This window comes from Ruegeria sp. CL7 (genome assembly GCF_056536445.1).
Genome location: NZ_JBQFPQ010000001.1, coordinates 128,382 through 153,869, shown reverse-complemented (window position 1 = coordinate 153,869; position 25,488 = coordinate 128,382). Strand labels below are relative to the sequence as shown.

Below are 25,488 nucleotides of genomic sequence, written 5' to 3'. Positions count from 1 at the left end.
GACACGCGGTGCAGCTTGCGCCGCGTGTTTGTGTTTGGATGGTTATTTCAGAATGGGTGGGTTGTCCGGATTGCTGCCGGGGGCTTCGCGGACCGCTTCGGCAATTTGCGGCTGGGGCAGATCAAACCGAAGGCCCACCTTGGCCAGAAGCGCGGCGGCGGCCTCGCTTGCGGTGAAAAACCCGACATCCATCGCGCCTGCCTCAATCCCGGAAAAGGTCAGCGCCTCGGACGCGGCCTTGGCCAAAGCGGGCTCGGCCCCCTCGATGGCATCGACAAATCCCAACAGATGGCCCTGCGCGCCCGATTTGGACTTGGTGGCAACCAGATAGGCCGCGCTTGCAAGTCCGCCTGCCGTCGCCAGTTTCGCATCCAGCGCGGTCAGCAGGGCCTGCGGCAGGCCGGCAGGGGGCAAAAACTCGGCAAGCTCTTCCTCGACCTTTTGCGGGCGGTGCTGCAACGTTTCAGCCAACCATTCCAGGGCTTCCGCCGGGACCAGCATCGAAGATGGCGCAGTCTCCAGGTTCAGACCAAGCCCGATGCCCTGCCCCGAAAGCATCCCCGAAAGCACCCGCCCCGACAGCGCCACATAAGGCACGGGCCGCCCGGCAAACTGCGCCAGCCGGTCCTCACGATCAAAGGCCAGAACAAAGCGCCCGTCAGCCACATCGAACAATTCGGGCGAGATATTCTCGTCCCGCGCTTCTTCGGTCAGCATCAGAAACAGCTCGCTATCCGCAAGCCGTTCGAAGAAACGCAGACGAGCGGCATCACTTGTCGGGTCCGCCTGCATCGCGGCATGCGCAGAGTCCAACGCCGTGGATTCAATCATTCAGCACCTCTTGGACCCGTGCACGCAAAACAGGCAGCAGTTCAGCCTCGAACCACGGGTTTTTCTTCAACCATGCCGTATTGCGCCAGGACGGGTGAGGCAAGGCAAAGACCCGCGGCGCATGGTCCCGCCAGTTGCGGACGGTGTCCGTCACCGACCCGCGCGCGCCAAGATGAAACTTGTGTGCATGACCTCCGACCAACACGGTCAGCGGCACACGCCCCAGGTCCTGCATCACCCGGTCATGCCAGGTCTTGCGGCAAATCGCAGGTGGCGGAAGATCAGCATTGCGCGCATCATACCCCGGAAAGCAGAACGCCATCGGTACAATCGAAACACGGTCGCGATCGTAAAAAACCGTCTCATCAATCCCCAGCCAGTGCCGCAGCCTGTCGCCGGACGGGTCGGTGAAGGGCCGCCCCGACTCGTGCACACGGGCGCCCGGTGCCTGCCCCGCGACAAGGATCGGTGTTCCGGGGCGGAACCAGACCACCGGGCGCGGCTCGTGTGCGGTTTTTGTTTGCGCGAACCTGTCGGCACACAAGCGGCAGGCGCGGATTTCCTGACGTAAAGCGTTCATATGATCGTGAAGGCCCCTGCCCATCCCGTCTGTTGTCGGCTGCCAAAACAGATAATAACGACCTGACGCGGCACCAAGTGACCGATAACCTTTGCTGCACCCAATCAGACATTCATGCGCGCAACCGGACCGCATTGATCATTTGTTTCATAATTCGACATAATGTAGCCAACATGGGCCGGTAAAAAATACCTTTTCTGGCCGCCCGCAAGTGCGACAACACGAACGAAACGAGCAGCAGACCGCGAATGCTAGAATTCGACAACGTCAGCAAATCCTTCTGGACCGGAACGCGCCGCAAGGTGATTCTGGATCGGGTCTCGTTTCGGGTCGAACTGGGCACCTCACTGGGCGTTCTGGCCCCGAACGGAACCGGAAAAACCACGTTGATCAACATGATGGCCGGCCTGGAGAAACCCGACGAAGGCGTGGTCCGCCGCGAATGCCGGGTGTCCTTTCCCATGGGGTTCACCGGTGGCGTGTCGGGAAAACTGTCAGCGCTTGAGAACGCGCGCTACATCGCCAAGATCTACGGTATGGACCCCGACTATATCGAGGCCTATTGCAAATGGCTCTGCGGTCTGGGCGAATATTTCGACCAGCCCCTTGCCACTTACTCCTCTGGGATGAGGGCGCGTTTCACCTTTTCTTTGATGCTGGCGCTGGACTTTGACATGTATCTCATCGACGAAGGGATGCCGGCGACAACAGATGTCGAATTCAACGAAAAGGCAGGGGCGATCCTGAAGGAAAGGTTGCGCACGACGACTTTGGTAATCGTATCGCACAGCCCGTCCGTGTTGGAGAAATTCGCCCAGAAAGCGGCCGTACTTCTGGACGGGCAATTGTATATGTTTGACTCCTTGGAAGAGGCAAAGCAGCTGTATGACTACGAAACCCAAGGTTAGAAAATACAACTGGCGCCGCAGACGCCAGACGGAAAACTCGGCCGAGGCGCGATCGGACGCCATCTCGCGTATTCGCAACGCGACACAAGGCCCTGCGGCCGCCGACGAAGCACAGCCCGGGACGCAGCTGGACGACATCAAGCGCGAAGGCCTGACGGGCCGTCAATTGCGTATCGCACGACGTCTGGCGCAGAAACACGGTCTGGCCGCGACGTCGGACTATGACGCGGTGCGATTGCTGCGCAAAAAGGGCATCGACCCCTTCCAGCGCACCAATCTTCTGGACCTTGCCGCCGCAAGGCCATCGGACGAGGGTGACAAACCCAAGGACAGGATCAACGTTCAACTGCCGCAGGCCATAGGTGCCGAGAAAACAAACCTGCCCGGGCCCGGGCCCGAGCTCAGCCCGGCTGAGCGGCGCAATTTTGAAATTGGCCAAATCCAAAAAGACATCGCCCGTCGTCGCAAGCGTAAATTGTTTGGACTGTTTGCGCGTCTGGCGGCCTTTGTGTTCTTGCCGACCTTCATTGTCGGCTTCTATTTCTATCGCATCGCCACGCCGATGTATGCCAGCGATTCCGAATTCCTGATTCTGCAAGCGGATGGCGGACCGGGCAATATCGGCGGTCTGCTTGCCGGCACGCAATTCGCCACCACACAGGATTCGATCTCGGTTCAGTCCTTTCTGGAATCGAAAGAAGCTTTGCTGTTGCTGGACCGCGATGCCGGGTTTTCTGATGTTTTCAAGCAGGAATGGATCGACCCGATTCAAAGACTGGCGCCAGACGCCTCGCTTGAAGACGCCTATAAGCTGTTCAAACGCATGATTACAATCGGCTATGACCCGACCGAAGGGGTCATTCGGATGGAGGTTGCCGCCCCCGACGCGCAGACATCGACCGAATTTTCCGAGCGCCTGATTTCTTATGCCGAAGACAGGGTGAACGCCTTGTCCGGAAAAAAACGCGAAGACCAGATGCGCGACGCGCTGCAAAGTTTCGAAGCGGCGCAGGAAGCGCGCAGGCAGGCTCAGGAAGAGTTGATCGAGCTTCAGCTTCAGGGCGCAGTTCTTGACCCCGAAAACGTCATTGCCAGCCTGCGTGCCCGCATCAACGAAATCGAAATACTGGTTCAGGACAAAGAGCTTGAGCTCGCCGCGCTTCAGGACAACCTGCGCCCGAACAAGGCAAAGGTTGATGGCGTCAAGGCAGATATCGCCCGCCTGGAAAAAGTTCTGAGAGAACTGAATGCCGAGATGCAGGATGCCTCGGACGGCGAAAACTCGCTGGCGCGGCTGAGCGTGCGTATCCAGATCGCGCAGGCGGACCTGGCGGCGCGCGACATGATGCTGCAAACGGCAATGCAGCAAATGGAAGCGACCCGGTCCGAAGCCAACCGGCAGGTGCGCTATCTGACCGTCTCGGTCAACCCTGTTCCCAGTCAGGAGCCCAGCTATCCGCGCAAGTTCGAAAATACGATTTTGGCATTCCTGTTGTTTGCTGGTATCTACCTGATGATCTCGCTTACCGCGTCGGTCCTTCGTGAACAGGTATCCTCATAAAACTCATGAAACATGTTAAAATCTCCGACCTGACAGTCGGCAACGACCTTCCGCTGACCATCATAGCTGGGCCATGTCAGCTTGAAACGGCAGACCATGCGCAGATGATTGCGGGCAAAATGAAAGAAGCCTGCGACGCAGCCGGGGCGCAATTCGTCTTCAAGGCGTCTTATGACAAGGCGAACCGGACATCCCTGTCGGGTAAGCGTGGCATGGGCATCGATGCGGGGCTGAAGGTACTGGATGACATCCGTAAAACGATGGGCATCCCGGTTCTGACCGATGTTCATACCGAAGCGCAATGCGCCATCGCCGCCGAGGCGGTGGACGTTCTGCAAATTCCGGCATTCCTGTGCCGTCAGACCGACATGCTGCTGGCGGCCGGTAACACCGGAAAAGCGGTCAATGTGAAAAAGGGGCAATTCCTTGCACCTTGGGAAATGACCAACATCGTCGACAAAATCGAAAGCACCGGGAATCAGAATATCCTACTGACCGAACGTGGCACCTCATTTGGCTACAACACGCTGGTTGCCGATATGCGTGCGCTGCCCCAAATGGCGAAGACCGGGTATCCGGTGGTGATGGACGCCACCCATTCCGTGCAGCAACCCGGAGGCAAGGGCGGGTCTTCGGGCGGACAACGCGAATTTGCACCCGTGATGGCCCGCGCCGCGGTTTCTCTGGGTGTCGGGGCCGTGTTCATTGAAACCCATCAGGATCCGGACTCGGCCCCATCGGACGGGCCAAATATGATCCCGCTCGATCAGATGCCCCAACTTGTTGACACATTGATGCGATTTGATGCGCTTGCTAAAGCGAATCCGATTCAGATTTAACGATTGAGATTTCTTATGATCAAACCCCTCACCGAGGTAACACCCAACAGCTGGACCTTTCTGCGCGACGCGATGATCACGCCCACCGGGTTCCGTGAATACGATGCCCGTTGGAAATATCCTGAAGAGATCAACCTGCCCGGCATGACCGCGCTTGGGCTGGGACTTGGCACACAGATGCACAGGCGCGGGATAGAGCCTGTGATCGCGGTCGGAAACGACTATCGCGATTATTCACTGGCGATCAAAAATGCCCTGATGCTGGGCCTGATGCAGGCTGGTATCCGCGTCAAAGACATCGGCCCTGCGCTCAGCCCCATGGCCTATTTTGCGCAGTTCCATCTGGATGTGCCTGCGGTGGCCATGGTCACCGCCAGCCACAACCCGAACGGCTGGACCGGGGTCAAAATGGGTTTTGACCGCCCGCTGACCCATGGCCCGGATGAGATGTCGGAACTGCGTGACATCGTTCTGAACGGCGAGGGCGTCGCGCGCGAAGGCGGCTCGTACGAGTTCGTCGATGGCGTCAAACAGGCCTATATCGACGACCTGGTCGGGGATTTCAAAATGTCCCGTCCACTGAAAGTGGTCTGCGCGACCGGGAATGGTACGGCTTCGGCCTTTGCGCCCGAGATTTTCGAACGGATCGGGGTTGAGGTCGTGCCCAGCCATAACCGGCTGGACTATACCTTCCCCAACTACAACCCGAACCCGGAAGCCATGGAGATGCTGCACGACATGGCCGCCACGGTGAAATCCAGCGGTGCCGATCTGGCGTTGGGGTTTGACGGTGACGGAGACCGCTGCGGCGTCGTCGATGATGAGGGTGAGGAGATTTTTGCCGACAAGGTTGGCGTCATCATGGCCCGCGACCTGGCCAAGCTTCACCCCGGATCGACCTTTGTTGCGGATGTGAAATCCACCGGTCTGTTCGCCAGCGACCCCGAGTTGCAGGCCCTGGGCGTCAAAGCCGATTACTGGAAGACCGGCCACAGCCACATGAAGCGCCGCGTCAAGGAAATCGGGGCACTGGCAGGGTTCGAAAAATCAGGCCACTACTTTTTGGCCGAACCGATCGGGCGTGGATACGACTGCGGGATGCGTGTCGCGGTCGAAATCTGCAAACTGATGGACCGCAACCCGGGCAAGAGCATGTCGGACCTGCGCAAGGCCCTGCCCAAGACCTGGTCCACGCCCACGATGTCACCCCACGCCGCCGATACCCAGAAATATGATATCCTTCAGCGGCTGGTCGACAAGCTGGTCGCCAAGGGAGATGCGGGCGAAACACTCGCAGGCCGCGCAATCAAAGAAGTGGTTACGGTGAACGGCGCACGTGTGATTCTGGACAACGGCAGCTGGGGTCTGGTGCGGGCTTCGTCCAATACCCCCAATCTGGTCGTCGTCTGTGAAAGCAGCGAAAGCGAGGCTGAGATGCGCGCCATCTTCGCGGACATTGACGCCGTCATCCGAACCGAGCCCGGTGTCGGCGATTACGACCAAACCATCTGAAAACAACTGCTTGGGGCATATCCCGATGCCCCAAGCACGATGGTTGCTCAGTCGCCGCCGAATAATTTGAGCAGACCTTTTTTTGCCTCTTCTTCAAGCTTGTTTTTGATGGCGTCTTCGATCTGGTCACTGTCGGTGATCGTCGAATCCAATTCGTTTCCGACCTTTTCAAAAACCTTCTGTTTGGCGTCGTCTTCCAGTTCTTTGACCTTCACATCCGCCGCCGCCTCGATCACCTTGGTCAGGTCCGGCTTGATCGACGGGTCGCTCCAGGGGCCTTTGATGCGAACGGGAACCGATATCCCCTGCCCGGAATTGGCCCGCAGCGCCACGGGCGTGAACAGATAGTCGATGTTGCGAGCCCCCAGATCCACGGTGCCGGTGCCATCTGCGCGGAAATTCTTCAGTGACATGAGCAGATCGCTGTTCGTCAACACGCCCTGGTCGATGGTGAAACTGGCCGTCAGGCTGTTGAACACGGTGGTTCCGCCTGATCCGGTACCCTGCCCCATCAATCGGTCCAGATCGAGCCCGGAAATCACTCCGGGACCGACATCCAGGTTTCCCTTGCCGCTGAGGGACCGCATGATCTGATCCTCGGACTGGCCGACACCCAGAAACTCAAACGCTCCCGCAGCGGTTCCCGACAGGCGTTTGACCCCGGCCATCGTGGTCAGTGCCTGTTTCAGATCGATCCCGGTGGCGGTCACGTTGCCGCCCACAGACAGGCCGTTGCGGTTGTTGGCCACCACCTGACCGTGCAACTGACCCGCAAACAGCGTGGCCGGGTGCATTTCCAGAACGGCCCGCGACCGATCCAGCGACAGGGTCAGATCGCTTTTGCCGAACGTCATCCCGGGCACGGCGATCGAGTTCGCCGTCAGGCGGATTGTACCGTTCGCCAATGCCAGAGCAGACGCGTCTATAGGGTCCGTCGACCACCCCTCAGGTGCAGGAGCGTTTGCCTGAGACGTGCCGCCTGAGGCAGAAGCAGTTTCGGAAATCCGCGACAGATCCAGATCACCGGCTTCCAGACGGGCCACGATACGCGGCGGGTCCGAAATGGTGATATCCGCCTCACCCACGAACCGGTTGTCATCCAATTGCGCAACCATGTTCCGCATGGAAACCCGCCCATCCTGCGTATACGTCATATGCGCTGAAATGTCGGCAGTCTCGCCCAATCCGGGCGGTACGGATGTGCCAGCCTGACCGAAGGCGGCAAGCATCCCTTCAGTGTCACGCGTTACGACCTTGGTGGTTCCATCCATTTCACCCGCAAGATTGACGCGCCCGTCAAATCCGATCTCTCCGCCCGGGGCCGTCAAAGCCAATTCCAGATCAGTCACTGACCCGGCGGCAAATGCCGGCAAGTCCGGGATTTTCAGGTCAACCTGAACCGCACCTCCGGGCACTGGCATGGCGGCCTCCATCTCCAACGGGGCCGCCACCTCGGGCCAGCTCGCAGATAGTGTCACGCCCGAGAAATCCATCTGCGTCGAACCGTTTTCCACGTAAATCAGCCGTGCATTCGTCAGTTCCAGCTGATCCAGCGTGACCTGCCCCGAATGCTCAGCGGGCGTCGTGCCCCCGGTCGCGACCGCAGTTGTCGCGGTTGTCTGGGCGCTCAATTCCCAATTGCCGCGACCATCGGATCGTTCCAGCCGCAACACGGGATTGTCTGCAAAAACACGTTTGATCCGCAAATCCCCGTTCAACAGCCCGGCAGCGTCCACTCCGACAGCCAGGCTATCCGCGCTGAGCATCGGCTCCTGTCCGGCCCAGCTTGCGTTGCCGAAACGTACCGGCCCGGTTTCCATCCCGACCACCGGCCAGAAGGAAATGCGCACATCACCGGTCAGCGTCAGATCACGGCCGGTCTGGGCTTTGACCTGCTCGGCCAGAATCGCGGCAAGCTTTTCCCCCGGCATCAGCAACAGCGCGCCGATGATCAACGCGATCACGGCGACAACGATAAACAGGATGCGCATCAGCCATTTCATTTTCTGCTCTCCGCCTTTTGGCTTGTCATTGCCGTGATCATTCAAATCACGCATCACATTTGCAAGGGGAAGCTTTCCCGACTATATGCCGCGCATGACGACAAACCCTCCGAACCTCCGCCCCGACCTGGCGCCTTCTGCCCGGATCACCGAGACACCCCAATCGAACCAGCCAACCATCGGCATGGTGTCTTTGGGCTGCCCGAAGGCGTTGGTCGACAGTGAACGCATTCTGACCCGACTACGTGCCGAAGGATACGGCATTTCGCCAGATTATGCCGGGGCCGATGCCGTCATTGTGAACACCTGCGGGTTCCTCGACAGCGCCAAAGCGGAATCGCTGGACGCGATTGGAGAGGCGCTGGTGGAAAACGGCAAGGTCATCGTGACCGGCTGTCTGGGGGCCGAGCCGGATTACATTCGCGAGCATCACCCTCGCATCATGGCTGTCACCGGCCCACACCAATACGAGCAGGTGCTGGATGCGGTGCACGCCGCCGTGCCCCCCGATCCTGATCCGTTCGTGGACCTGTTGCCCGCCAGCAGTGTGCAGTTGACGCCGCGCCACTACAGCTATCTGAAAATTTCCGAGGGCTGCAACCACAAGTGCAAGTTCTGCATCATCCCCGACATGCGCGGAAAACTGGCCAGCCGCCCGGCGCATGCGGTTCTGCGCGAGGCGGAAAAACTGGTGCAAAACGGCGTGCGCGAATTGCTGGTCATCAGCCAGGACACTTCGGCCTATGGGCTGGACCGGAAATACGACATCAACCCGTGGAAAGACGGTGAAGTGCGCAGCCATATCACCGATCTGGCGCGCGAGCTGGGGCAGCTCGATGCCTGGGTGCGGCTGCACTATGTGTACCCTTATCCGCATGTGCGGGACCTGATCCCACTGATGGCGGATGCCGGGTGCAACGTGCTGCCTTATCTGGATATCCCGTTTCAACACGCCCACCCGGATGTGCTAAAACGCATGGCCCGCCCGGCCGCGTCGGCCAGAACGTTGGATGAAATCAAGGCCTGGCGCGCGATCTGCCCGGATATCACCCTGCGGTCGACCTTTATCGTCGGCTATCCGGGTGAGACGGAGTCGGAATTCCAGACCCTGCTGGACTGGATGGACGAGGCTCAACTGGATCGGGTCGGGTGTTTTCAGTATGAAAACGTCGATGGCGCGCGGTCAAATGACCTGCCCGATCACGTTCCGGCCGAAATCAAGCAAGAACGCTGGGATCGCTTCATGGAAAAGGCACAGGCGATCTCGGAGGCCAAGTTGCGGGCGAAGGTCGGACAGACGCTTGAGGTGATCGTGGACGAGGTCGACGACGAGGCCGCCACCTGCCGCACCAAAGCAGACGCGCCCGAGATCGACGGTAACCTGTTCATCGATGAGGGGTTCGAAAACCTCAGGCCCGGTGACATCGTCACGGTCGAAGTGGACGAGGCCGGAGAATACGATTTGTGGGGCAAACCAGTCTAAGGTCTGACACCGCGTCGAGCACACGGCATATGGGCAAAGCGTGAACCGAGTTTATTGGCCGAACACGCGATCAGACCCGATCTTGGACTGAAAGCCAATCATGGAGGTTTTCATGTCTCGTATCTTCAAGCTTGGCCTGAATTGCGTGGTTTTCCTGATGGCCGCGCATTTCGTGGCCACTCCCGGTTACGCCCAGCCTACACAGGTCGGCTCTGCCGGATTCATTACGGTTGGCGGCAAACACCTGAGCTTTCAGAAAAACGGCCATCACAAGATAAACTGGTATTACGTGGCCCCGAAGGCCAGGTCACATGCCAAGCGGCCCAAGGCGCATATCAAAAAGCCGGCCCCGGTTTATCGATACACCGCCCCCAAACGGCGTGTCATCGGGCATATCCCCTACGGGTCGGTCAAGCGACAGAAATTCAAGTCATTCAAGTTCAAGCATACCTACGGCTTCAAAAGGCACTAAACAGGGTTCACGCAAAGCGAAGAACGCAACCTGTCCGATAGCCGAGAAATCGCAGGCAAGAAAAAACCGCCACAACTGGTGGCGGTTTTTCCCGAAAGCGTACAGGCGGTCCGGGTCCGGGCCGCCTGCGAATGGCTTACTGAGTGATTGGGTCACAGACCGTTTGGCCAGCCTCGGTTGTGGCCAATTGATAACCACCTGGACAGCTGGGTGTGCCGGCTTTGTCATAGCTGGGCTGAACGTAAACAGGTGTCGGTTCTTCCTGCTGCGCACAGGCAGTCAGGATCAGTGCAAATGCGCCAACGGCAGCGAGTTTCAGTTTCATGTCCGTCAATCCTTTATTACTTTTCTGATATTGCCCAGCTTTTCGGGGCCAGGTTAAGAATACGGGCTGAACGACAATCTGGCAACTGAATCGATCACGTCTTCGTGAGTCACAGCGAATCCATGCCAATCCAATGGCGCAATGACGTTCTTTGAGGCGTAAAACCTATCCTTCTGACTCCGGCGCCCTAAACTGTTGCAGCGAATTCAGCCAAAGACGGAGAAGCCATATGTCAAACGCACCCATCATTGCCCGAAAATCGCCTTTTCCGGTCGAGGTCGTCGAAGGGAAAACCTATTTCTGGTGCGCCTGCGGCAAATCCAGCCGCCAGCCGTTTTGCGACGGATCGCACAAAGGCACCGGGTTAGAGCCTGTGAAATATACTGCGGAAAACAGCAAAAAGGTCTTCTTTTGTGGGTGCAAGCAAAGCTCGAAACCGCCTTTGTGCGACGGAACGCACAACGGGCTTTGATCAGGTTTTCAACCCATTCAGTATCTCGGCATTGGGGCAAAAATCCGGGGCAGTGGTCGCTGTGCCCTGTTGCCGGGCAAGCCAAAACTCGCATTGTACGTCACATCCGGCAGCACGGCACCGCGTGACAAGCTCGGCGTATTTTTCGGGTGAAAGACGTCCTTCGGCCATCGCTTCGGTCATTGAAATGCCCATACAGCGTGACACCGAGCGCGTAAGCCAAAAATGCTTTTCGATTTCCCCCAACGTGACCTGAGACATCAAGCGTTCTCCACCTGCTTGGTTTTGAGGGCAGTAAAGTACTTGCGATTCGGGCATGTCGTCGGTGCCTGTTCAACCTGCTCGCGCCGTTCCAACCATTCCGGGCAGTCCCTGGCCCAGGAACAGCCGCGACACTGCTGCACGATTTCAGCCCATTCTTGCTGTTTCAGATGACCTTTCCGATAGGCCGCAGCCAAATCGGTTCCGGTTGTTTGCCCCATACGCAACACCAAGCGCAGATGGGTCATGATTTCGCCCAGATGTGTCATGGCAGACCTTTGTGTCAAGGCAGGAGATTGTGAAGCAATTCCTGATTTCGGCAGTATTCGGGCGTCCGCCGGGCAGATCCGGGATTGTTCAGCAAACTCTTGCAGTGATCCGGGTTCGGGCAGTCGGTACAGCGCAAAACAGCATCAGAAATCTGGTCCACGGAAACGGACCCGTCAATGGCGGCTTCCTCAAGATCAATGTCCAGCATTCTGGCCATATCGTCCACCAATCCGGCATGCAGCCGCAGGGTCTCGTGGGAGGGCATGCTGTTTCCTTTCGCTTTCACGCTGTGTCCAAAGGGTAGCGCATCTGCGAAGGCAAACATTGACTCAGGTCAAGATTGGACGCCGATGTGATCCAGATAGGCTCGCGTGGCATCCTGAACACGGCGAAAGCGGTCCCCGCCCAGTTTCTTGCCGCCATACCAGCGCGTCACGATTATTACGTGATTTTTCAGCCCGGCGCGTTCGATCATCCGAAGGATCACCATGCCCGCGCCGCTTTCCCCATCATCAGCTTTCAACGCGCCGGTCGGCAAAGCCGCAGCCCAGGTGTTGTGGGTGGCCTTGGCATAGCTCTTGTCGGATTTCAAATCGTTCAGAACGGCATCGATTTCAGCCCGCGTCGTGACCTGCGCCCCAGACACTGCGTATTTCGAGCCGCGATCCGTCATGACAACACCCAAGCATGTAAGTTCGGTCATTGGGACAAACCCAATTGCTCTGCTGTTTCCCGCACGATCTGCACACGTTGTGCATTTGGTGGGTGGGTTCCCAAAAACCTGTCACCGGGATCCGGGATGCGATCAAAGAATCTTGCCCCGACCAACGGATTGTATCCCGCATTATACGTGATGATGGTTCCCAACTGGTCTGCCTCCAGCTCAAAGTCTTTCACATAAGCCTGAACGCCAACCTGCGCGCCCAGCTTTTGTGCCTCTTCAATGGCGGCGGCATCCCCGCCGCGCAACTCTGCCACCCGCCCGAACTCGGCCGCGCTGGCGCTGGCGATTTCACTCTGCCTGGCGATGTGCCCCAACACGTGGTGGGCTGCTTCATGCCCCATGACAAACGCCAGTTCATCCGCGTTCTGGGTGGATTCGATCATCGAGCGGGTGAATATGATCACCGGCTGCTTGTTTTCATCCAGCGTCTGGAATGCATTGACCGAAGCCCGAGGGTTCAGGTCGACAAGAATCCGAAAGTCGCAATTCTGCCCGGTCGTCTGTTTCAGACACTGGCTGCGGGCTTCCGCTCCAACAGCGCGACTGACCTCTCGGAAGGTTTGCACCATCGGTTCGGCCTCTGGCTCGTCCCCCAGCCATTCCTCAGCGGGTTGGACGCGCAAGGCCCCCCCTCCACATGCCGCAAGCAGCAGGGACAGCAATAAAACAAACCATCTGTGCATGTCATATCCTTTGAGACCGAATGGCCGTGATTTCAACATAGTACGCGCGTGCCGGCGAAACCACACCACCGGTTCAACGAACGGCTTGCATTGCGCCCCAGCGGCTTGCACTCTGGCCTCATGTTTACGATTGAGCATGAATTCGACTCGACGGTCATTACGCTTGTGGACGAAGGTGAACAACCTTTGCAGGAAGATGTGGTGATCAACAATTTCGCGGAATGCGTCACGCTGGAACAACTTGATCCCCGCACCGATCAAATACAGAAGATCACGTTGTCACCCGAGCAGGTGCGGGATCTGGCGGCCGCGCTGGATCTGCCCGAAGGTGTTTATCAAATTCGCGAAACCGGACCTCAGGGGTCATAGGAAAACAGCTTGATCCGTGCGGCTGGCCCCTGCTTCAGCGTCAGGGTCGAGGGCGCGACGCCAAGACATTCTGCAAGCAGCAACTGCACGGCCCTGTTGGCCTTGCCGTTTTCCGGCGGGGCCGTAACGGATACCCTGATCTGCCCGTCTTCGACGCTCACCCGATCGCGGGCCGCCTTGGGCGTCACCTTCAGTTTGAACACGGCCCCGGCCTGCGCCATTGCGCTGAGATCCGGCAGATCGCGCAGTTTGGTTTTCGCCATTGTCTCCTCTTTTTTCTCAAAGTCTTGCACGAAGCACGTCGTAATGAAATTGATCCACGCAATCCATTGGCGTGCCCTTGAAACGGGCAGAATACCGACCAAGATACAGAGTCCCGATGTAAAGGAAGTTAACATATGTCCCTGAAAAACCCCGCCGCTCTGGAGTTTTTGCAGTCGCGCCGGTCCCGGCCGGCCAAGACACTGGTTGCTCCGGCCCCAACCCGGGAAGAGTTGCTGCCGTTGCTGACGGCCGCAGCCCGCAGCCCCGATCACGGCAAACTGGAGCCCTGGCGATTTATCGTTCTGGAAAAGGGCGCCATGTCACGCCTGGCGACCCTGACCGAGGCCTGCGGACAAAGACTGAACAAGAGCCCGGAAGACATCGCCAAAGCGCGCAGCCAGTTCGATATGGGGCATCTGGCCGTCGCGGTCATCGAGGTTCGCAAACAACCCGAAAAGATTCCGGCCATCGAACAATCCTACTCTGCTGGCGCGGTCTGTCTGGCGCTGCTGAATGCCGCGCTGGCTGCGGGCTGGGGCGCCAATTGGCTGTCGGGTTGGCAAACACATGATCGCGAATTCTGTGTCGATGCTTTCGGGCTTGCCGAAAACGAACGCGTGGCCGGTTTGATTCATATCGCCACCGAGGGAGCGACCCCGCCGGAACGCCCGCGGCCCAACGTGGCCGCGTTGACAGAGTGGGTTTCGGAATGATCATCCTGAACGCCTTTTTCAGCGCACTTGGCCAGACCGGAGACCTCAGGTTTCGCGCCGTATTGCTGCGCGGCGTGGGCCTGACCATTCTGCTGCTGGTTCTGGCCTGTGCAGGTGCGATTTGGTTGATCAACTGGCTGTCCGGCAGCGAAATCTCACTGCCGTTTGTGGGAGCTGTGCCGTGGCTGAACGACGTTCTGAACTATTCCGGTATCGTGCTCGTTCTGATCCTGCCCGTTTTCCTGATGGTGCCGGTCGCGTCGGCCATCACCTCGATCTTTCTGGACGAGGTGGCCCAGGCGGTTGAGGACAAACATTTTCCGACATTGCCGCCCGCACGGCGCATCCCGGTGTCAGAGGCGCTTATGGACGGTCTCAGCTTCCTTGGCCTTCTGATTGTGGCAAACCTGCTGGCGCTGATCCTCTATGCGATTTTCACCCCGCTTGCGCCTTTTATCTTCTGGGCGATGAACGGATTTTTGCTGGGGCGTGAATATTTTACCCTTGCCGCGATGCGAAGGATCGGGCGCGACGGCGCGCGCAAACTGCGGGCCAAACATTCAACGACGATCTGGGTGGCGGGCACACTGATGGCCATTCCGCTTTCAGTGCCGCTGGTGAACCTCGTGATCCCGATCATCGGAGCCGCCACGTTCACCCATATCTATCATGCCTTGTCAGGCCAAAAGGCCTGACGGGGATTACCTTGGCTCCAACTGGTTCAGCCAATCGAAATCCCGCACCGAGATCACGCCCGACAGGATGATCCCGGCGATGATCGCCCACAGAACCACAGAGATACCGGTGGTGATCCACATCTTTCTTTTCATGTGATGCACTTCCGGCGCGCCCGCATGCGTGCCGGGAACGATGTCGCCCAGATCGCCCTGGGTTTTGATGCGAATGGGCAGCACCACCAATAACGTCATGAACCAGATGACGGCGAACAACACCAGCGCGGCAGTAATGGTCATTTCAGGCCCTCCGGGGCTGGGGAGTTATACCTGCTCCAGCTCGACCAGGCAGCCGTTGAAATCCTTGGGGTGCAGAAACAGAACCGGTTTGCCATGCGCACCGATCTTGGGCTCACCTGATCCCAGAACCCGGGCTCCGGTCGCTTTCAGATGATCACGGGCCGCGATGATATCCTCGACCTCGTAACATACATGGTGGATGCCGCCGGCCGGGTTCTTTTCCAAGAACCCGTTGATCGGGCTGTCGTCACCCAGTGGATACAGAAGTTCGATCTTGGTGTTGGGCAGTTCGATGAACACGACCGTGACACCATGATCCGGCTCGTCCTGCGGCGCGCCGACTTTGGCGCCCAGCGCGTTGCGGTATTGCTCAGACGCCGCCTCAAGATCCGGTACGGCGATGGCGACGTGGTTCAGACGTCCAATCATGTCTCACTCCTGCTGTCCTGCGTTGCATGGGTTATGGGGGCTGATCCGCCAAAGGACAAGTGCGCCAAATCGCGCGTTAACGTCGTGTTAGCCAGAAGTTCCTAGCGTGAAGCATCTGCTGCATAGGAGAGCTGCCATGGACGATTCGGGCCTACTTGCCACCACCGCCGCCGCGCCTACCGCGACTCGACCCTTGCTGGGTCAGACCATATTGGTTGTCGAAGACAGCCGGTACGCTTGCGATGCCATCCGCCTGATGTGCCTGCACAGCGGCGCGCGCATTCGCCGTGCGGATTGCCTGAAATCGGCCCGAAGGCACCTACAGATCTATCGGCCTTCGGTTATCCTGGTCGATATGGGCCTGCCGGACGGTTCCGGCGCCGACCTGATCGCCGAATTGGCCGAGGCCACGCCCCGTATCAGTGTCATCATGGGCCTTTCGGGCGATGACGGCAGCGAAGACATGGCTCTTGCGGCCGGCGCGGATGGTTTTTTGTCCAAGCCGCTAAAATCAATGTCCCATTTTCAGAAATCCATTCTGGAACGCCTGCCAGAGGACCGGCGCCCCAGCGGGCTTCATGCCGTGCGCGATGAAATCATCCGCCCGGACCCTCTGGCCTATCAGGACGACATGGCCCATATCGCCGATGTGCTCGCAGGTCCCAACGATCACCGTACATTGGACTACGCCGCACAGTTCCTGCACGGCGTCGCGCGCGAAGCAAATGACAGGCCCTTGGCGGAAGCAGCGCGAAAGCTGGCATTGTCACGCGCGAATGGGACGCCGATCATGGCGCAGGCGGCGCAGGTTGCCGGGATGGTGCAGAACCGACTGGAACAGCGAGAGGCGATTTGAAATGGTGACAGCGTATTTCATCACTGCAACCCTTTTGTGCATCTGGCTGTACCGCCAAACACGGCAGGCCGCGCGTTCCATCCGCGTCAACCGAACCAATCTGAAAGACCCGCTGGACTGACACAGACTGCCTGCGTGCAAAAAAACCGCCCGCGACAAGCGGGCGGTTTTTTTACTGGTCCTGAGGGATAATGCGAAGACCCAGCTCCATCAACTGATCCGAGGTCGGGTCCGAAGGTGCGTCCATCATCAGATCTTCGGCTCGCTGGTTCATCGGGAACATCATGACTTCGCGGATATTGGCCTCATCTGCCAACAGCATCACGATCCGGTCGATACCAGCCGCGCATCCACCGTGTGGCGGGGCGCCGTAGTGGAAGGCATTGAACAGGGCACCAAAGCGGGATTTCACTTCATCCTCGCCATAGCCCGCCAGTTCAAAGGCCTTCAGCATGATTTCCGGCTTGTGGTTCCGGATCGCGCCTGAAACCAGCTCGTACCCGTTGCACGCCAGATCATACTGGTAGCCGCGCACATCCAGCGGGTTGCCCTGCAACGCCTCCATACCGCCCTGCGGCATCGAAAACGGGTTGTGTTCGAAATCGATCGCGCCGGTTTCCTCGTCTTGCTCATAGATCGGGAAATCGACGATCCAGGCAAAGGCAAAACGGTCTTTTTCGGTCAGGTTCAATTCCTCACCGATCACGTCACGCGCCTTGCCGGCAACCTTTTCAAAGGCTTTTGGCTTTCCGCCCAGGAAAAACGCCGCATCGCCAACGCCCAGACCCAGTTGCTGACGGATTGCCTCGGTGCGCTCGGGGCCGATGTTCTTGGCCAGCGGTCCCGCAGCCTCCATCCCCTGACCCTGATCGCGCCAGAAGATATAGCCCATGCCCGGCAGACCCTCTTTCTGGGCAAAGGCGTTCATGCGGTCGCAGAACTTGCGGCTGCCGCCGCCCGGCGCGGGGATCGCGCGGATCTCGGTGCCTTCCTGTTCAAGCAGCTTGGCGAAGATCGCGAAACCGGAACCGCGGAAATGCTCGGATACCACCTGCATCTTGATGGGGTTCCGCAGGTCCGGCTTGTCGGTGCCGTACCACAGCGCCGCGTCCTTGTAGGAAATTTGCGGCCAATCCTGATCAACCTTGCGACCGCCGCCGAATTCTTCGAACACGCCGGTCAGAACAGGTTGAATGACGTCGAACACGTCCTGCTGCTCGACAAAGGACATCTCGAGATCCAGCTGGTAGAAGTCGGTGGGCGACCTGTCTGCCCGTGGATCTTCGTCCCGGAAACAGGGTGCAATCTGGAAATACTTGTCGAAGCCCGACACCATGATCAGCTGCTTGAACTGCTGCGGAGCTTGCGGCAACGCATAGAATTTGCCCGGATGCAGGCGCGACGGCACCAGGAAGTCGCGCGCGCCTTCGGGTGACGAGGCGGTGATGATCGGCGTCTGATACTCGCGGAAGCCCTGATCCCACATACGCTTGCGCATGGAGGCTACCACGTCCGAGCGCAGGGTCATGTTCCGCTGCATCGCCTCGCGGCGCAGGTCCAGATAGCGATAGCGCAGACGCGTTTCCTCGGGGTATTCCTGATCGCCGAAGACCATCAGCGGCAATTCGTCGGCGGCCCCCAGAACTTCCAGTTCGCGCACGTAAACCTCGATCTCGCCGGTGGGCAGTTTCGGGTTCACCAAGTCCGGGTCACGGGCTTTGACGGTGCCGTCGATACGGATGCACCATTCGGACCGCACCTTTTCCAGCTCGGCAAAGGCGGCGCTGTCGCCGTCGCACAGGATCTGGGTTACGCCGAAATGGTCGCGAAGATCGATGAACAGCACGCCCCCATGATCTCGAACCCGATGCACCCAACCGGACAGGCGAACGGTTTCTCCGACATTGGCGGCGGTCAAGGCGGCGCAGGTGTGGCTGCGATAGGCGTGCATGGAATATCCCTTCGGGCGCAGAATTCGTCGCGCCGATACACCCTGTCAGCCCCGGAAAGTCAAGGCGGGTTGCCCCTTCAAAACGGCCTTTGCACATTGCCCGAGTAGAAATATACGCCCAGCCCCACCGCAAAAATGATATTGCCCGCAATCGCGTGCAGCAACACCGCATAGAAGAATGACCCACGCTGCCGGTAGGCCCATGTGAACAGCAGGCCGCCGGCGAATGTCATCAGCGCGACGATCCAGCTCCAGTACATCAGGTGCGCGAACGAGAATATGGCCGCGTTCAGCAGATAGGCCGCACGCCCATCCGGTAGGATCGCGTGATAGCGGCGAAAAAACAGAGGACGGAACAGCAGCTCTTGCGGCAGCGCTGACAAAAGTGGGTAGCCGACCCAGATGAAGGCCAGCATTTCGGGGCGGTGCACAAGCAGGAAGAACGCGGCCTCCGGGCGCGTGATCTGAATCAACCCAACACAAAAGGCAGCCACGATGGCAGAGAACAAAGCCACCTCGCGCAGGGTCCAGTTGGCCCAGTCATAACGAAGTTCGGCCCATTGAAACCCGGGCGTCCGGTGCAATAGCACGATACCAAGCCCGGTCAGCGCAAACAGCGCCGGAAACATCCAGTTCGGAGGGAAAAGAACAGCGATCAGCAGCGGCAAGCCAATATAGAACAGGCCAAATTCCAGCCGCAGCCGTCGCAATGCAACCGGCGGTCCGATCATCGTGCTGTTTTTTGTCACCCGTCTATCAGCTCCACCTCGATCAGTCCGCGCAGTGAATTTCCGATCCGCACAGTTTGCGCATTTTTCAGGTCGGTCAAGGTCAGCACGGCTTCGGTGACCGCTTTATTTTCCAACAGTTCTTCGCGCAGTATCCCCGGCAAGAGCCCACAGGACAGAGCGGGCGTCAGAACCCGGCCATCAGGCATTTCCAGAAACAGGTTCGTAATGGTGCCTTCACAAAGCTCATCCAGTTCATTCAGAAACAACAGTTCGTCCACCCCCTCGGGCAGCGCTGCGCGCGCGGCATCATAGAGCGCACGGCGCGTGGTCTTGTGACGCAACCACAGGTCATTCGAAGCCAGACGCTGATCCGACAGAGCGACGCGCCAGATTCTGGGATTGTCCACCAGTTCGCCGGTCGACAGATCGAACGATCCCGACACATCCAGCGTAAGGCGGCAACGCAGCGGGGTGTCACAAGCAGCGCCATTCAGTCGGGCGGTTGCTTCATCGGGGTTGAAAGGAATCTCGAACACCCGCGCAGTACGGGCCATTCGTGCAAGATGGCGGTCCAGCCTGACAAAGCCCTGATCCGGGCGGAAGGCCAGTGTTTCAATCAGGCTGAAATCAGGTTCAGCTGGCGGGCGAAGCGGGCTTTCCATAACGCCTCCTCATACTCTGACGGGGCGGTGCTGTCCCAAACGACACCGCCACCTACGTTCAGAGTGGCCTGATCATCCTCAAGCATCAAGGTGCGGATGGCCACGTTGAACTCGGACCGACCATCAGGCGCGGCCCAGCCAATCGTCCCGCAATAGATGTCGCGCGCCCATGGCTCCAGTTCCGCAAGAATTTCCATCGCGCGAATCTTGGGGGCTCCGGTGATCGACCCGCAGGGAAACAGTGCCGTCAGAATTTCACCCAACCCCACGCATTTGTGCAGCTGCGCCCGCACCAGCGAGACCATCTGATGTACGGTGGCATAGGTTTCCACCCGGAACAGGTCAGGCACATGAACGGATCCGGGCAGCGCGACGCGGCTGATATCGTTGCGCAGCAAATCAACAATCATCAGGTTCTCGGCCCGATTCTTTTCGTCCGCGCTCAGAAAAGCTCGGCGGCGCGCATCCTCATCCGGGTCTTCACTGCGCGGTTGCGTGCCCTTCATCGGCCGGGTTTCGATCCGCCCACCCTCATCGGTGCGGAAAAACAACTCCGGCGAGCGGCTGAGAAGATCGGGCAGCCCATCCTGCTGCACCAGTGCTCCGTGGCCCACTGGCTGCCCCACCGCCAGCGCGGCATAGAGCGTTTCGCTGTTGCCCGAGACGGACAGATCAATCGGAAATGTCAGATTGGCCTGATAGATGTCGCCGGCACCGATGGCGTCATGCACGGCCCTGAAGGCCTTGCCGTAGCGCGCTTCATCCCAGCGCGGCCGGAATGCGCCCACTTCACCCGCAGGCGACGGAAGGGCGACACGATCCGGTGCATCATAGACCCCAAAGCACAACAAGGGCAGGCGTCGTTCTTCCGGCAATAGACCATTGAGCCGGGGTTCAAGCGCATAGCCCAGCTCGTAACTGGCATACCCTGCCAGCCAGGCACCGCCTGCGCGCGCCTCGTCCAGCGCCGCCAGAGCCTGGGGCACGTCCTCCGCCACATCCGCGCGGATCACCTGAGACGGACGCTGAAACCGGGTTCCTCGCCCGGCCGGTCCCTGATCGAAACGAATACGCACTTGCATCCTCATTTGCCGTGAGGGGCCATATAGAGAATACTCTGCCAAGTGAAAGAGGGGAAAGCGGCAATTTCGTCCCTGTTTCCGATACCTCTTGCACCTTTTTGCGCGGTCCCTATAACGCAGGACAATTTGGGCGCTGGGGCGGTGCCCTGACTCGCGGACAATCGAAGGAACAAGGCCATGCCGAGAAGAACCGACATCCAGTCGATCATGATCATTGGGGCGGGCCCCATTGTTATCGGTCAGGCCTGTGAATTCGACTATTCCGGTGCTCAGGCCTGCAAGGCCCTGCGCGAGGAAGGATACCGGGTCATTCTGGTGAACTCGAACCCGGCGACGATCATGACCGACCCCGGTCTGGCCGACGCCACCTATATCGAGCCGATTACACCCGAAGTGGTCGCCAAGATCATCGAGAAAGAACGCCCTGACGCCCTGTTGCCCACCATGGGCGGACAGACCGGCCTGAACACCTCGCTGGCACTGGAAGAAATGGGCGTGCTGGACAAGTTCGGCGTCGAGATGATCGGCGCCAAGCGCGATGCCATCGAAATGGCCGAAGACCGCGCCCTGTTCCGCGAGGCTATGGACCGGCTGGGCATCGAAAACCCCAAGGCCGAGATTGTGACCGCCCCCAAGGACGAGAGCGGCAAGAAAGACCTGGACGCTGGCGTGGCGCTGGCGCTTGAAACCCTTGAAACCGTGGGGCTTCCTGCCATCATCCGCCCGGCCTTTACACTGGGCGGCACCGGTGGCGGCGTGGCGTATAACCGTGAGGATTACATCCACATTTGCCGCTCGGGTATGGATGCCTCGCCCGTGGGTCAAATCCTGATCGACGAAAGCCTTCTGGGCTGGAAAGAATACGAAATGGAGGTGGTGCGCGACACTGCCGACAACGCCATCATCGTGTGTTCCATCGAAAACGTCGATCCGATGGGCGTGCATACGGGTGACTCGATCACCGTGGCCCCTGCCCTGACGCTCACTGACAAAGAATACCAGATCATGCGCAATCACTCGATTGCCGTGCTGCGCGAAATCGGTGTCGAAACCGGCGGCTCAAACGTGCAATGGGCGATCAACCCGGTCGATGGTCGCATGGTCGTGATCGAGATGAACCCGCGCGTGTCGCGCTCGTCGGCGCTGGCGTCGAAGGCGACCGGTTTCCCGATTGCCAAGATCGCCGCAAAACTGGCCGTGGGCTATACGCTGGATGAGCTGGACAACGACATCACCAAAGTCACCCCGGCCTCGTTCGAGCCGACCATCGACTATGTCGTGACAAAAATTCCGAAATTCGCGTTTGAGAAATTCCCCGGTTCCGAACCCTATCTGACCACCGCGATGAAGTCAGTGGGCGAGGCGATGTCGATTGGCCGTACGATCCACGAATCGATGCAGAAGGCTCTGGCCTCGATGGAATCGGGCCTGACCGGCTTTGATGAGGTCGAAATCCCCGGCCTGAACGTAGGCCTCTGGGACGAGGCCGACGACAAGGCCGCCGTGATCAAGGCGATCAGCCAGCAGACACCCGACCGCCTGCGCACCATTGCACAAGCGATGCGCCATGGCCTGAGCGATGACGAGATTTTCGGCGTCACCAAGTTCGACCCCTGGTTCCTGGCTCGCATCCGCGAGATCGTCGAGGCCGAGCGTCAGCTCCGCAAGGACGGCCTGCCTGTCACCGAGGATGGTATCCGCAAGCTGAAAATGCTGGGATTCACCGATGCGCGCCTGGGCAAGCTGACGGGCCGTGACGAAGACAACGTCCGCCGCGCGCGCCGCAATCTGGGCGTTTCAGCGGTGTTCAAACGCATCGACACCTGCGCCGCCGAGTTCGAGGCGCAGACACCTTACATGTACTCAACCTACGAAGCGCCCATGATGGGCGAGGTCGAATGCGAGGCGCGCCCGAGCGACCGCAAAAAGGTCGTCATTCTTGGCGGCGGCCCAAACCGCATTGGTCAGGGCATCGAGTTCGACTATTGCTGCTGCCACGCCTGCTTCGCGCTGACCGAAGCGGGCTATGAAACCATCATGATCAACTGCAACCCCGAGACGGTTTCGACCGATTATGACACTTCGGATCGCTTGTATTTCGAGCCGCTGACCTTTGAACACGTCATGGAAATCCTGACGAAGGAACAGGAAAACGGCACGCTGCACGGCGTCATTGTTCAGTTCGGTGGACAGACACCGCTGAAACTGGCCAACGCGCTCGAGGCCGAGGGCATCCCGATCCTGGGCACCACGCCTGACGCGATTGACCTGGCCGAAGACCGCGAGCGTTTTCAGGCGCTGGTCAATGAACTGGGGCTGAAACAGCCCAAGAACGGCATCGCCTCGACCGACGCGCAGGCGCTGGAAATCGCCGAGGAAATCGGTTTTCCGCTGGTGATCCGCCCGTCCTACGTTCTGGGCGGCCGCGCGATGGAGATCGTTCGCGACATGGACCAGCTGCGACGCTACATCAACGAGGCCGTGGTGGTCTCGGGCGACAGCCCCGTTCTGCTGGACAGCTATCTGGCTGGCGCGGTCGAGCTGGACGTGGACGCGCTGTGCGACGGCACCGATGTGCATGTGGCAGGCATCATGCAGCATATCGAAGAGGCCGGCGTGCACTCGGGCGATAGCGCCTGTTCGCTGCCGCCCTATTCGCTGTCGAAAGAGATCATCGCGCAGATCAAGGATCAGGCGTTCAAGCTGGCCAAGGCGCTGAACGTTGTTGGCCTGATGAATGTTCAGTTCGCGATCAAGGATGACGAGATCTACCTGATCGAGGTCAACCCGCGCGCCTCGCGCACCGTGCCGTTCGTGGCAAAGGCCACCGACAGCGCGATTGCGTCCATCGCCGCGCGCGTCATGGCAGGCGAAAAGCTGGCGAGCTTCCCGCAGCGTCCGCCCTACAAGACCGTGGACGACACAAAGATCGCGGATCAGATGACGCTGGCCGACCCGGACATGCCATGGTTCTCGGTGAAAGAGGCGGTCCTGCCCTTCGCCCGTTTCCCGGGCGTCGATACCATCCTTGGCCCGGAAATGCGCTCGACCGGCGAGGTCATGGGCTGGGACCGCGATTTCCCGCGCGCCTTCCTCAAGGCGCAGATGGGCGCGGGCATGGTGCTGCCGACTTCGGGCCGGGCCTTTATTTCGATCAAGGATGCCGACAAGGGCGCGGCGATGCTCGAGGCCGCACAGGTTCTGGTCGAACAAGGCTTCACGCTGGTCGCCACCCGCGGCACGCAAAGCTGGCTGGCGGAACAGGGTGTGCCATGCGACGTGGTCAACAAGGTCTATGAGGGCCGCCCGGACGTGGTCGACATGCTGAAAGACGGTCAGGTTCAACTGCTGATGAACACCACCGAAGGCGCGCAGGCGGTCGAGGACAGCAAGGCCATCCGGTCCATCGCGCTTTATGACAAGATCCCGTATTACACTACGGCCGCTGCAAGCCATGCTGCCGCTCTGGCGATCAAGGCGCAGGCCGAAGGGGATGTCGAGGTGAAGTCGCTACAGGGATAAGCGCCGTGGCTATCAGCGTTAAGAAGCTCTGGATATGCTCCAGAGCTTCCTCATCATTCTGCCAAAGGGATGTCTTTCCAAACGGCGGTTGATCTGCTTTGACCTTCAAAAACTTCCAATGCCAGAAATCCTTTGTGCCCACCGCTCGGCAGGTCGAAAGCAATATCTACACGCTGGGGGATACCCGCGGACAAATTGCCCCCGACAACCCAGTTTTTTTGTGAACCAACTTTGAATTCTTTCGCCTGGACCCATTCCGCCGTCGGCAATGCCAGGCGAATTTTGTCTCCTCTGGCCTGAAAGTGATATGACGCGGCATCTTCCGGTTCCAAAAGCATGGTGCAGGAAACCCGCACGCCCTTTCCTGCACATCCCACGAGGTTCGCTTTGGTCGACCCGAAATACTGCGGTTCAAAATCTGTCGAAAAGTCGCCAGTGACTTCGATAGGAGCGCGCGGATTCAGTGCCGCCGAGCTAGCAGCAGCCCCGGCTTCCCCCTTTGGACCCACCGGGCCTTGCGGACCTGCCAGTCCCTGTGGTCCGCGCAGCTCATCCAAGTGGTTCTGTACTAAAAAAGCTGCCACAGCCTCTACAGAAGCGGCTTGTCCTTGCCCGACAGGCTGTTCCTCAAGATCGCTAAGGCGTTTTTCCAGCAACGTAAGATCAACCGGTGCTCGTTCGCTGATGGCACTCAATGCGTCGCGCAACGAAGAAATCTCTTGATCCTTTAAAGTGAGTTCTTCGTCTATTTGTTCAAGATCTGCCTCGAGACGAGAAATTTTTGCAGCAAACTGGCTAAATCCCAAATCCTGCTCACGCGCGTTGGCTCGTTCCCCATCAATGTATGTGTATAACAAGGTCCCTATACCGACCAACCCCCCAGCGACGCCCGCCACGCCAATTTTGTTATCCATTGAATTCCTCGTGCAAATTCCTAACACGCTGAAGCAAATGAAGAAGAGCCTGGCAAGCCTTGCGTTTCTCGATGAGCGGCGACCATCGTCAAACAAC

At 59.0% G+C, this 25,488-nt stretch carries 29 protein-coding genes; 12 read left to right on the top strand and 17 right to left on the bottom strand.

The window, feature by feature from the left end; all coding sequences use genetic code 11:
* Positions 1-42: 42 nt before the first annotated feature.
* The gene (locus ACR0LI_RS00805) at positions 43-831 is read right to left on the bottom strand and encodes an SseB family protein (RefSeq protein ID WP_480717846.1); all 789 of its coding nucleotides are present in this window, start codon (positions 829-831) and stop codon (positions 43-45) included.
* A complete protein-coding gene (locus ACR0LI_RS00800; protein WP_171634328.1) occupies positions 824-1,411 on the bottom strand; it encodes a uracil-DNA glycosylase family protein in 588 nt (195 codons plus the stop codon). The genes ACR0LI_RS00805 and ACR0LI_RS00800 overlap by 8 nt, the downstream gene beginning before the upstream one ends.
* Positions 1,412-1,659: 248 nt before the next feature.
* Between ACR0LI_RS00800 and ACR0LI_RS00795 the strand changes: the two genes are divergently transcribed.
* Genes ACR0LI_RS00795 through ACR0LI_RS00780 form a run of 4 tightly spaced genes read left to right on the top strand, consistent with a single transcriptional unit; the run spans position 1,660 to position 6,231 of the window.
* Positions 1,660-2,319, top strand: coding sequence for an ABC transporter ATP-binding protein (locus ACR0LI_RS00795; protein WP_152458943.1), 660 nt, complete (start codon positions 1,660-1,662; stop codon positions 2,317-2,319).
* Entirely contained in the window at positions 2,297-3,880 is a 1,584-nt protein-coding gene (locus ACR0LI_RS00790) for a KpsE/RkpR family capsule polysaccharide export protein (RefSeq protein ID WP_480717845.1), read from the top strand. Before ACR0LI_RS00795 ends, ACR0LI_RS00790 begins: the two co-directional genes overlap by 23 nt.
* Before the next feature lie 5 nt (positions 3,881-3,885).
* Positions 3,886-4,719: a 3-deoxy-8-phosphooctulonate synthase gene (kdsA, locus tag ACR0LI_RS00785; RefSeq protein WP_171722771.1), complete on the top strand. Its 834-nt coding sequence runs from the start codon at positions 3,886-3,888 to the stop codon at positions 4,717-4,719.
* A gap of 15 nt (positions 4,720-4,734) precedes the next feature.
* Complete coding sequence (locus ACR0LI_RS00780; protein ID WP_171634338.1) at positions 4,735-6,231, top strand: phosphomannomutase/phosphoglucomutase; 1,497 nt, start codon at positions 4,735-4,737, stop codon at positions 6,229-6,231.
* Between the two features lie 47 nt (positions 6,232-6,278).
* Here ACR0LI_RS00780 and ACR0LI_RS00775 read toward each other — a convergent pair whose 3' ends face one another.
* Positions 6,279-8,288 carry an AsmA family protein gene (locus ACR0LI_RS00775; RefSeq protein ID WP_480717844.1) on the bottom strand — a complete coding sequence of 670 codons (2,010 nt, stop codon included), beginning with the start codon at positions 8,286-8,288 and terminating at the stop codon, positions 6,279-6,281.
* Between the two features lie 40 nt (positions 8,289-8,328).
* Between ACR0LI_RS00775 and rimO the strand changes: the two genes are divergently transcribed.
* Together rimO and ACR0LI_RS00765 are read left to right on the top strand one after the other, a co-directional pair.
* Positions 8,329-9,717: a 30S ribosomal protein S12 methylthiotransferase RimO gene (gene rimO / locus ACR0LI_RS00770; protein WP_171634341.1), complete on the top strand. Its 1,389-nt coding sequence runs from the start codon at positions 8,329-8,331 to the stop codon at positions 9,715-9,717.
* A 112-nt stretch (positions 9,718-9,829) separates the two neighbouring features.
* A complete protein-coding gene (locus tag ACR0LI_RS00765; protein WP_480492126.1) occupies positions 9,830-10,189 on the top strand; it encodes a hypothetical protein in 360 nt (119 codons plus the stop codon).
* Positions 10,190-10,325: 136 nt separating this feature from the next.
* Here ACR0LI_RS00765 and ACR0LI_RS00760 read toward each other — a convergent pair whose 3' ends face one another.
* Positions 10,326-10,514: a hypothetical protein gene (locus ACR0LI_RS00760; protein ID WP_050604769.1), complete on the bottom strand. Its 189-nt coding sequence runs from the start codon at positions 10,512-10,514 to the stop codon at positions 10,326-10,328.
* Positions 10,515-10,743: 229 nt separating this feature from the next.
* Here ACR0LI_RS00760 and ACR0LI_RS00755 point away from each other — a divergent pair, with 229 nt between their 5' ends.
* On the top strand, positions 10,744-10,986 hold the full coding sequence (locus ACR0LI_RS00755) for a CDGSH iron-sulfur domain-containing protein (RefSeq protein WP_171634349.1): 243 nt from the start codon (positions 10,744-10,746) through the stop codon (positions 10,984-10,986).
* Here ACR0LI_RS00755 and ACR0LI_RS00750 read toward each other — a convergent pair whose 3' ends face one another.
* The 5 genes from ACR0LI_RS00750 to ACR0LI_RS00730 form a co-directional block, all read right to left on the bottom strand.
* Positions 10,987-11,247, bottom strand: a complete 261-nt coding sequence (locus ACR0LI_RS00750; RefSeq protein WP_171634351.1) for a DUF6455 family protein — start codon at positions 11,245-11,247, stop codon at positions 10,987-10,989.
* Entirely contained in the window at positions 11,247-11,516 is a 270-nt protein-coding gene (locus ACR0LI_RS00745; protein WP_171634354.1) for a DUF6455 family protein, read from the bottom strand. Before ACR0LI_RS00745 ends, ACR0LI_RS00750 begins: the two co-directional genes overlap by 1 nt.
* 14 nt (positions 11,517-11,530) lie before the next feature.
* A complete protein-coding gene (locus tag ACR0LI_RS00740) occupies positions 11,531-11,782 on the bottom strand; it encodes a DUF6455 family protein (protein WP_171634356.1) in 252 nt (83 codons plus the stop codon).
* A 69-nt stretch (positions 11,783-11,851) separates the two neighbouring features.
* Positions 11,852-12,220 carry a YigZ family protein gene (locus tag ACR0LI_RS00735; protein ID WP_171206242.1) on the bottom strand — a complete coding sequence of 123 codons (369 nt, stop codon included), beginning with the start codon at positions 12,218-12,220 and terminating at the stop codon, positions 11,852-11,854.
* Positions 12,217-12,924, bottom strand: coding sequence for a M48 family metallopeptidase (locus ACR0LI_RS00730; protein WP_480717843.1), 708 nt, complete (start codon positions 12,922-12,924; stop codon positions 12,217-12,219). The genes ACR0LI_RS00735 and ACR0LI_RS00730 overlap by 4 nt, the downstream gene beginning before the upstream one ends.
* A gap of 120 nt (positions 12,925-13,044) precedes the next feature.
* Here ACR0LI_RS00730 and ACR0LI_RS00725 point away from each other — a divergent pair, with 120 nt between their 5' ends.
* Positions 13,045-13,293: a hypothetical protein gene (locus ACR0LI_RS00725; RefSeq protein WP_170346090.1), complete on the top strand. Its 249-nt coding sequence runs from the start codon at positions 13,045-13,047 to the stop codon at positions 13,291-13,293.
* On the opposite strand, the gene ACR0LI_RS00720 is transcribed toward ACR0LI_RS00725, so the two are convergent.
* A complete protein-coding gene (locus tag ACR0LI_RS00720) occupies positions 13,281-13,556 on the bottom strand; it encodes a DUF167 domain-containing protein (RefSeq protein WP_480492128.1) in 276 nt (91 codons plus the stop codon). The genes ACR0LI_RS00725 and ACR0LI_RS00720 overlap by 13 nt on opposite strands.
* A gap of 135 nt (positions 13,557-13,691) precedes the next feature.
* Between ACR0LI_RS00720 and ACR0LI_RS00715 the strand changes: the two genes are divergently transcribed.
* Both ACR0LI_RS00715 and ACR0LI_RS00710 read left to right on the top strand, forming a co-directional pair.
* Entirely contained in the window at positions 13,692-14,270 is a 579-nt protein-coding gene (locus ACR0LI_RS00715; protein ID WP_480717842.1) for a nitroreductase family protein, read from the top strand.
* Positions 14,267-14,965, top strand: coding sequence for an EI24 domain-containing protein (locus ACR0LI_RS00710; protein WP_480717841.1), 699 nt, complete (start codon positions 14,267-14,269; stop codon positions 14,963-14,965). The genes ACR0LI_RS00715 and ACR0LI_RS00710 overlap by 4 nt, the downstream gene beginning before the upstream one ends.
* Before the next feature lie 6 nt (positions 14,966-14,971).
* Here ACR0LI_RS00710 and ACR0LI_RS00705 read toward each other — a convergent pair whose 3' ends face one another.
* Together ACR0LI_RS00705 and mce are read right to left on the bottom strand one after the other, a co-directional pair.
* Positions 14,972-15,244: a DUF1467 family protein gene (locus ACR0LI_RS00705; RefSeq protein ID WP_117867937.1), complete on the bottom strand. Its 273-nt coding sequence runs from the start codon at positions 15,242-15,244 to the stop codon at positions 14,972-14,974.
* A gap of 24 nt (positions 15,245-15,268) precedes the next feature.
* Positions 15,269-15,673, bottom strand: a complete 405-nt coding sequence (gene mce, locus ACR0LI_RS00700) for a methylmalonyl-CoA epimerase (protein WP_170346086.1) — start codon at positions 15,671-15,673, stop codon at positions 15,269-15,271.
* Between the two features lie 136 nt (positions 15,674-15,809).
* Between mce and ACR0LI_RS00695 the strand changes: the two genes are divergently transcribed.
* Positions 15,810-16,529: a response regulator gene (locus ACR0LI_RS00695; protein ID WP_171634374.1), complete on the top strand. Its 720-nt coding sequence runs from the start codon at positions 15,810-15,812 to the stop codon at positions 16,527-16,529.
* A gap of 172 nt (positions 16,530-16,701) precedes the next feature.
* On the opposite strand, the gene aspS is transcribed toward ACR0LI_RS00695, so the two are convergent.
* The 4 genes from aspS to ACR0LI_RS00675 form a co-directional block, all read right to left on the bottom strand.
* Entirely contained in the window at positions 16,702-18,480 is a 1,779-nt protein-coding gene (aspS, locus tag ACR0LI_RS00690) for an aspartate--tRNA ligase (protein WP_480717840.1), read from the bottom strand.
* A gap of 77 nt (positions 18,481-18,557) precedes the next feature.
* Positions 18,558-19,229 (bottom strand): CPBP family intramembrane glutamic endopeptidase, encoded by a 672-nt coding sequence (locus ACR0LI_RS00685; RefSeq protein WP_480717839.1) that lies wholly within the window; start codon positions 19,227-19,229, stop codon positions 18,558-18,560.
* Positions 19,226-19,873, bottom strand: a complete 648-nt coding sequence (locus ACR0LI_RS00680; RefSeq protein WP_171722764.1) for an aminotransferase class IV family protein — start codon at positions 19,871-19,873, stop codon at positions 19,226-19,228. The genes ACR0LI_RS00685 and ACR0LI_RS00680 overlap by 4 nt, the downstream gene beginning before the upstream one ends.
* The gene (locus ACR0LI_RS00675) at positions 19,828-20,955 is read right to left on the bottom strand and encodes an aminodeoxychorismate synthase component I (RefSeq protein WP_171634384.1); all 1,128 of its coding nucleotides are present in this window, start codon (positions 20,953-20,955) and stop codon (positions 19,828-19,830) included. The genes ACR0LI_RS00680 and ACR0LI_RS00675 overlap by 46 nt, the downstream gene beginning before the upstream one ends.
* Positions 20,956-21,132: 177 nt before the next feature.
* Here ACR0LI_RS00675 and carB point away from each other — a divergent pair, with 177 nt between their 5' ends.
* The gene (gene carB, locus ACR0LI_RS00670) at positions 21,133-24,477 is read left to right on the top strand and encodes a carbamoyl-phosphate synthase large subunit (protein WP_171634390.1); all 3,345 of its coding nucleotides are present in this window, start codon (positions 21,133-21,135) and stop codon (positions 24,475-24,477) included.
* 53 nt (positions 24,478-24,530) lie between these two features.
* Here the strand turns inward: carB and ACR0LI_RS00665 are convergent, their stop codons facing one another.
* The gene (locus ACR0LI_RS00665; RefSeq protein ID WP_171722763.1) at positions 24,531-25,391 is read right to left on the bottom strand and encodes a hypothetical protein; all 861 of its coding nucleotides are present in this window, start codon (positions 25,389-25,391) and stop codon (positions 24,531-24,533) included.
* Between the last annotated feature and the right edge of the window lie 97 nt (positions 25,392-25,488).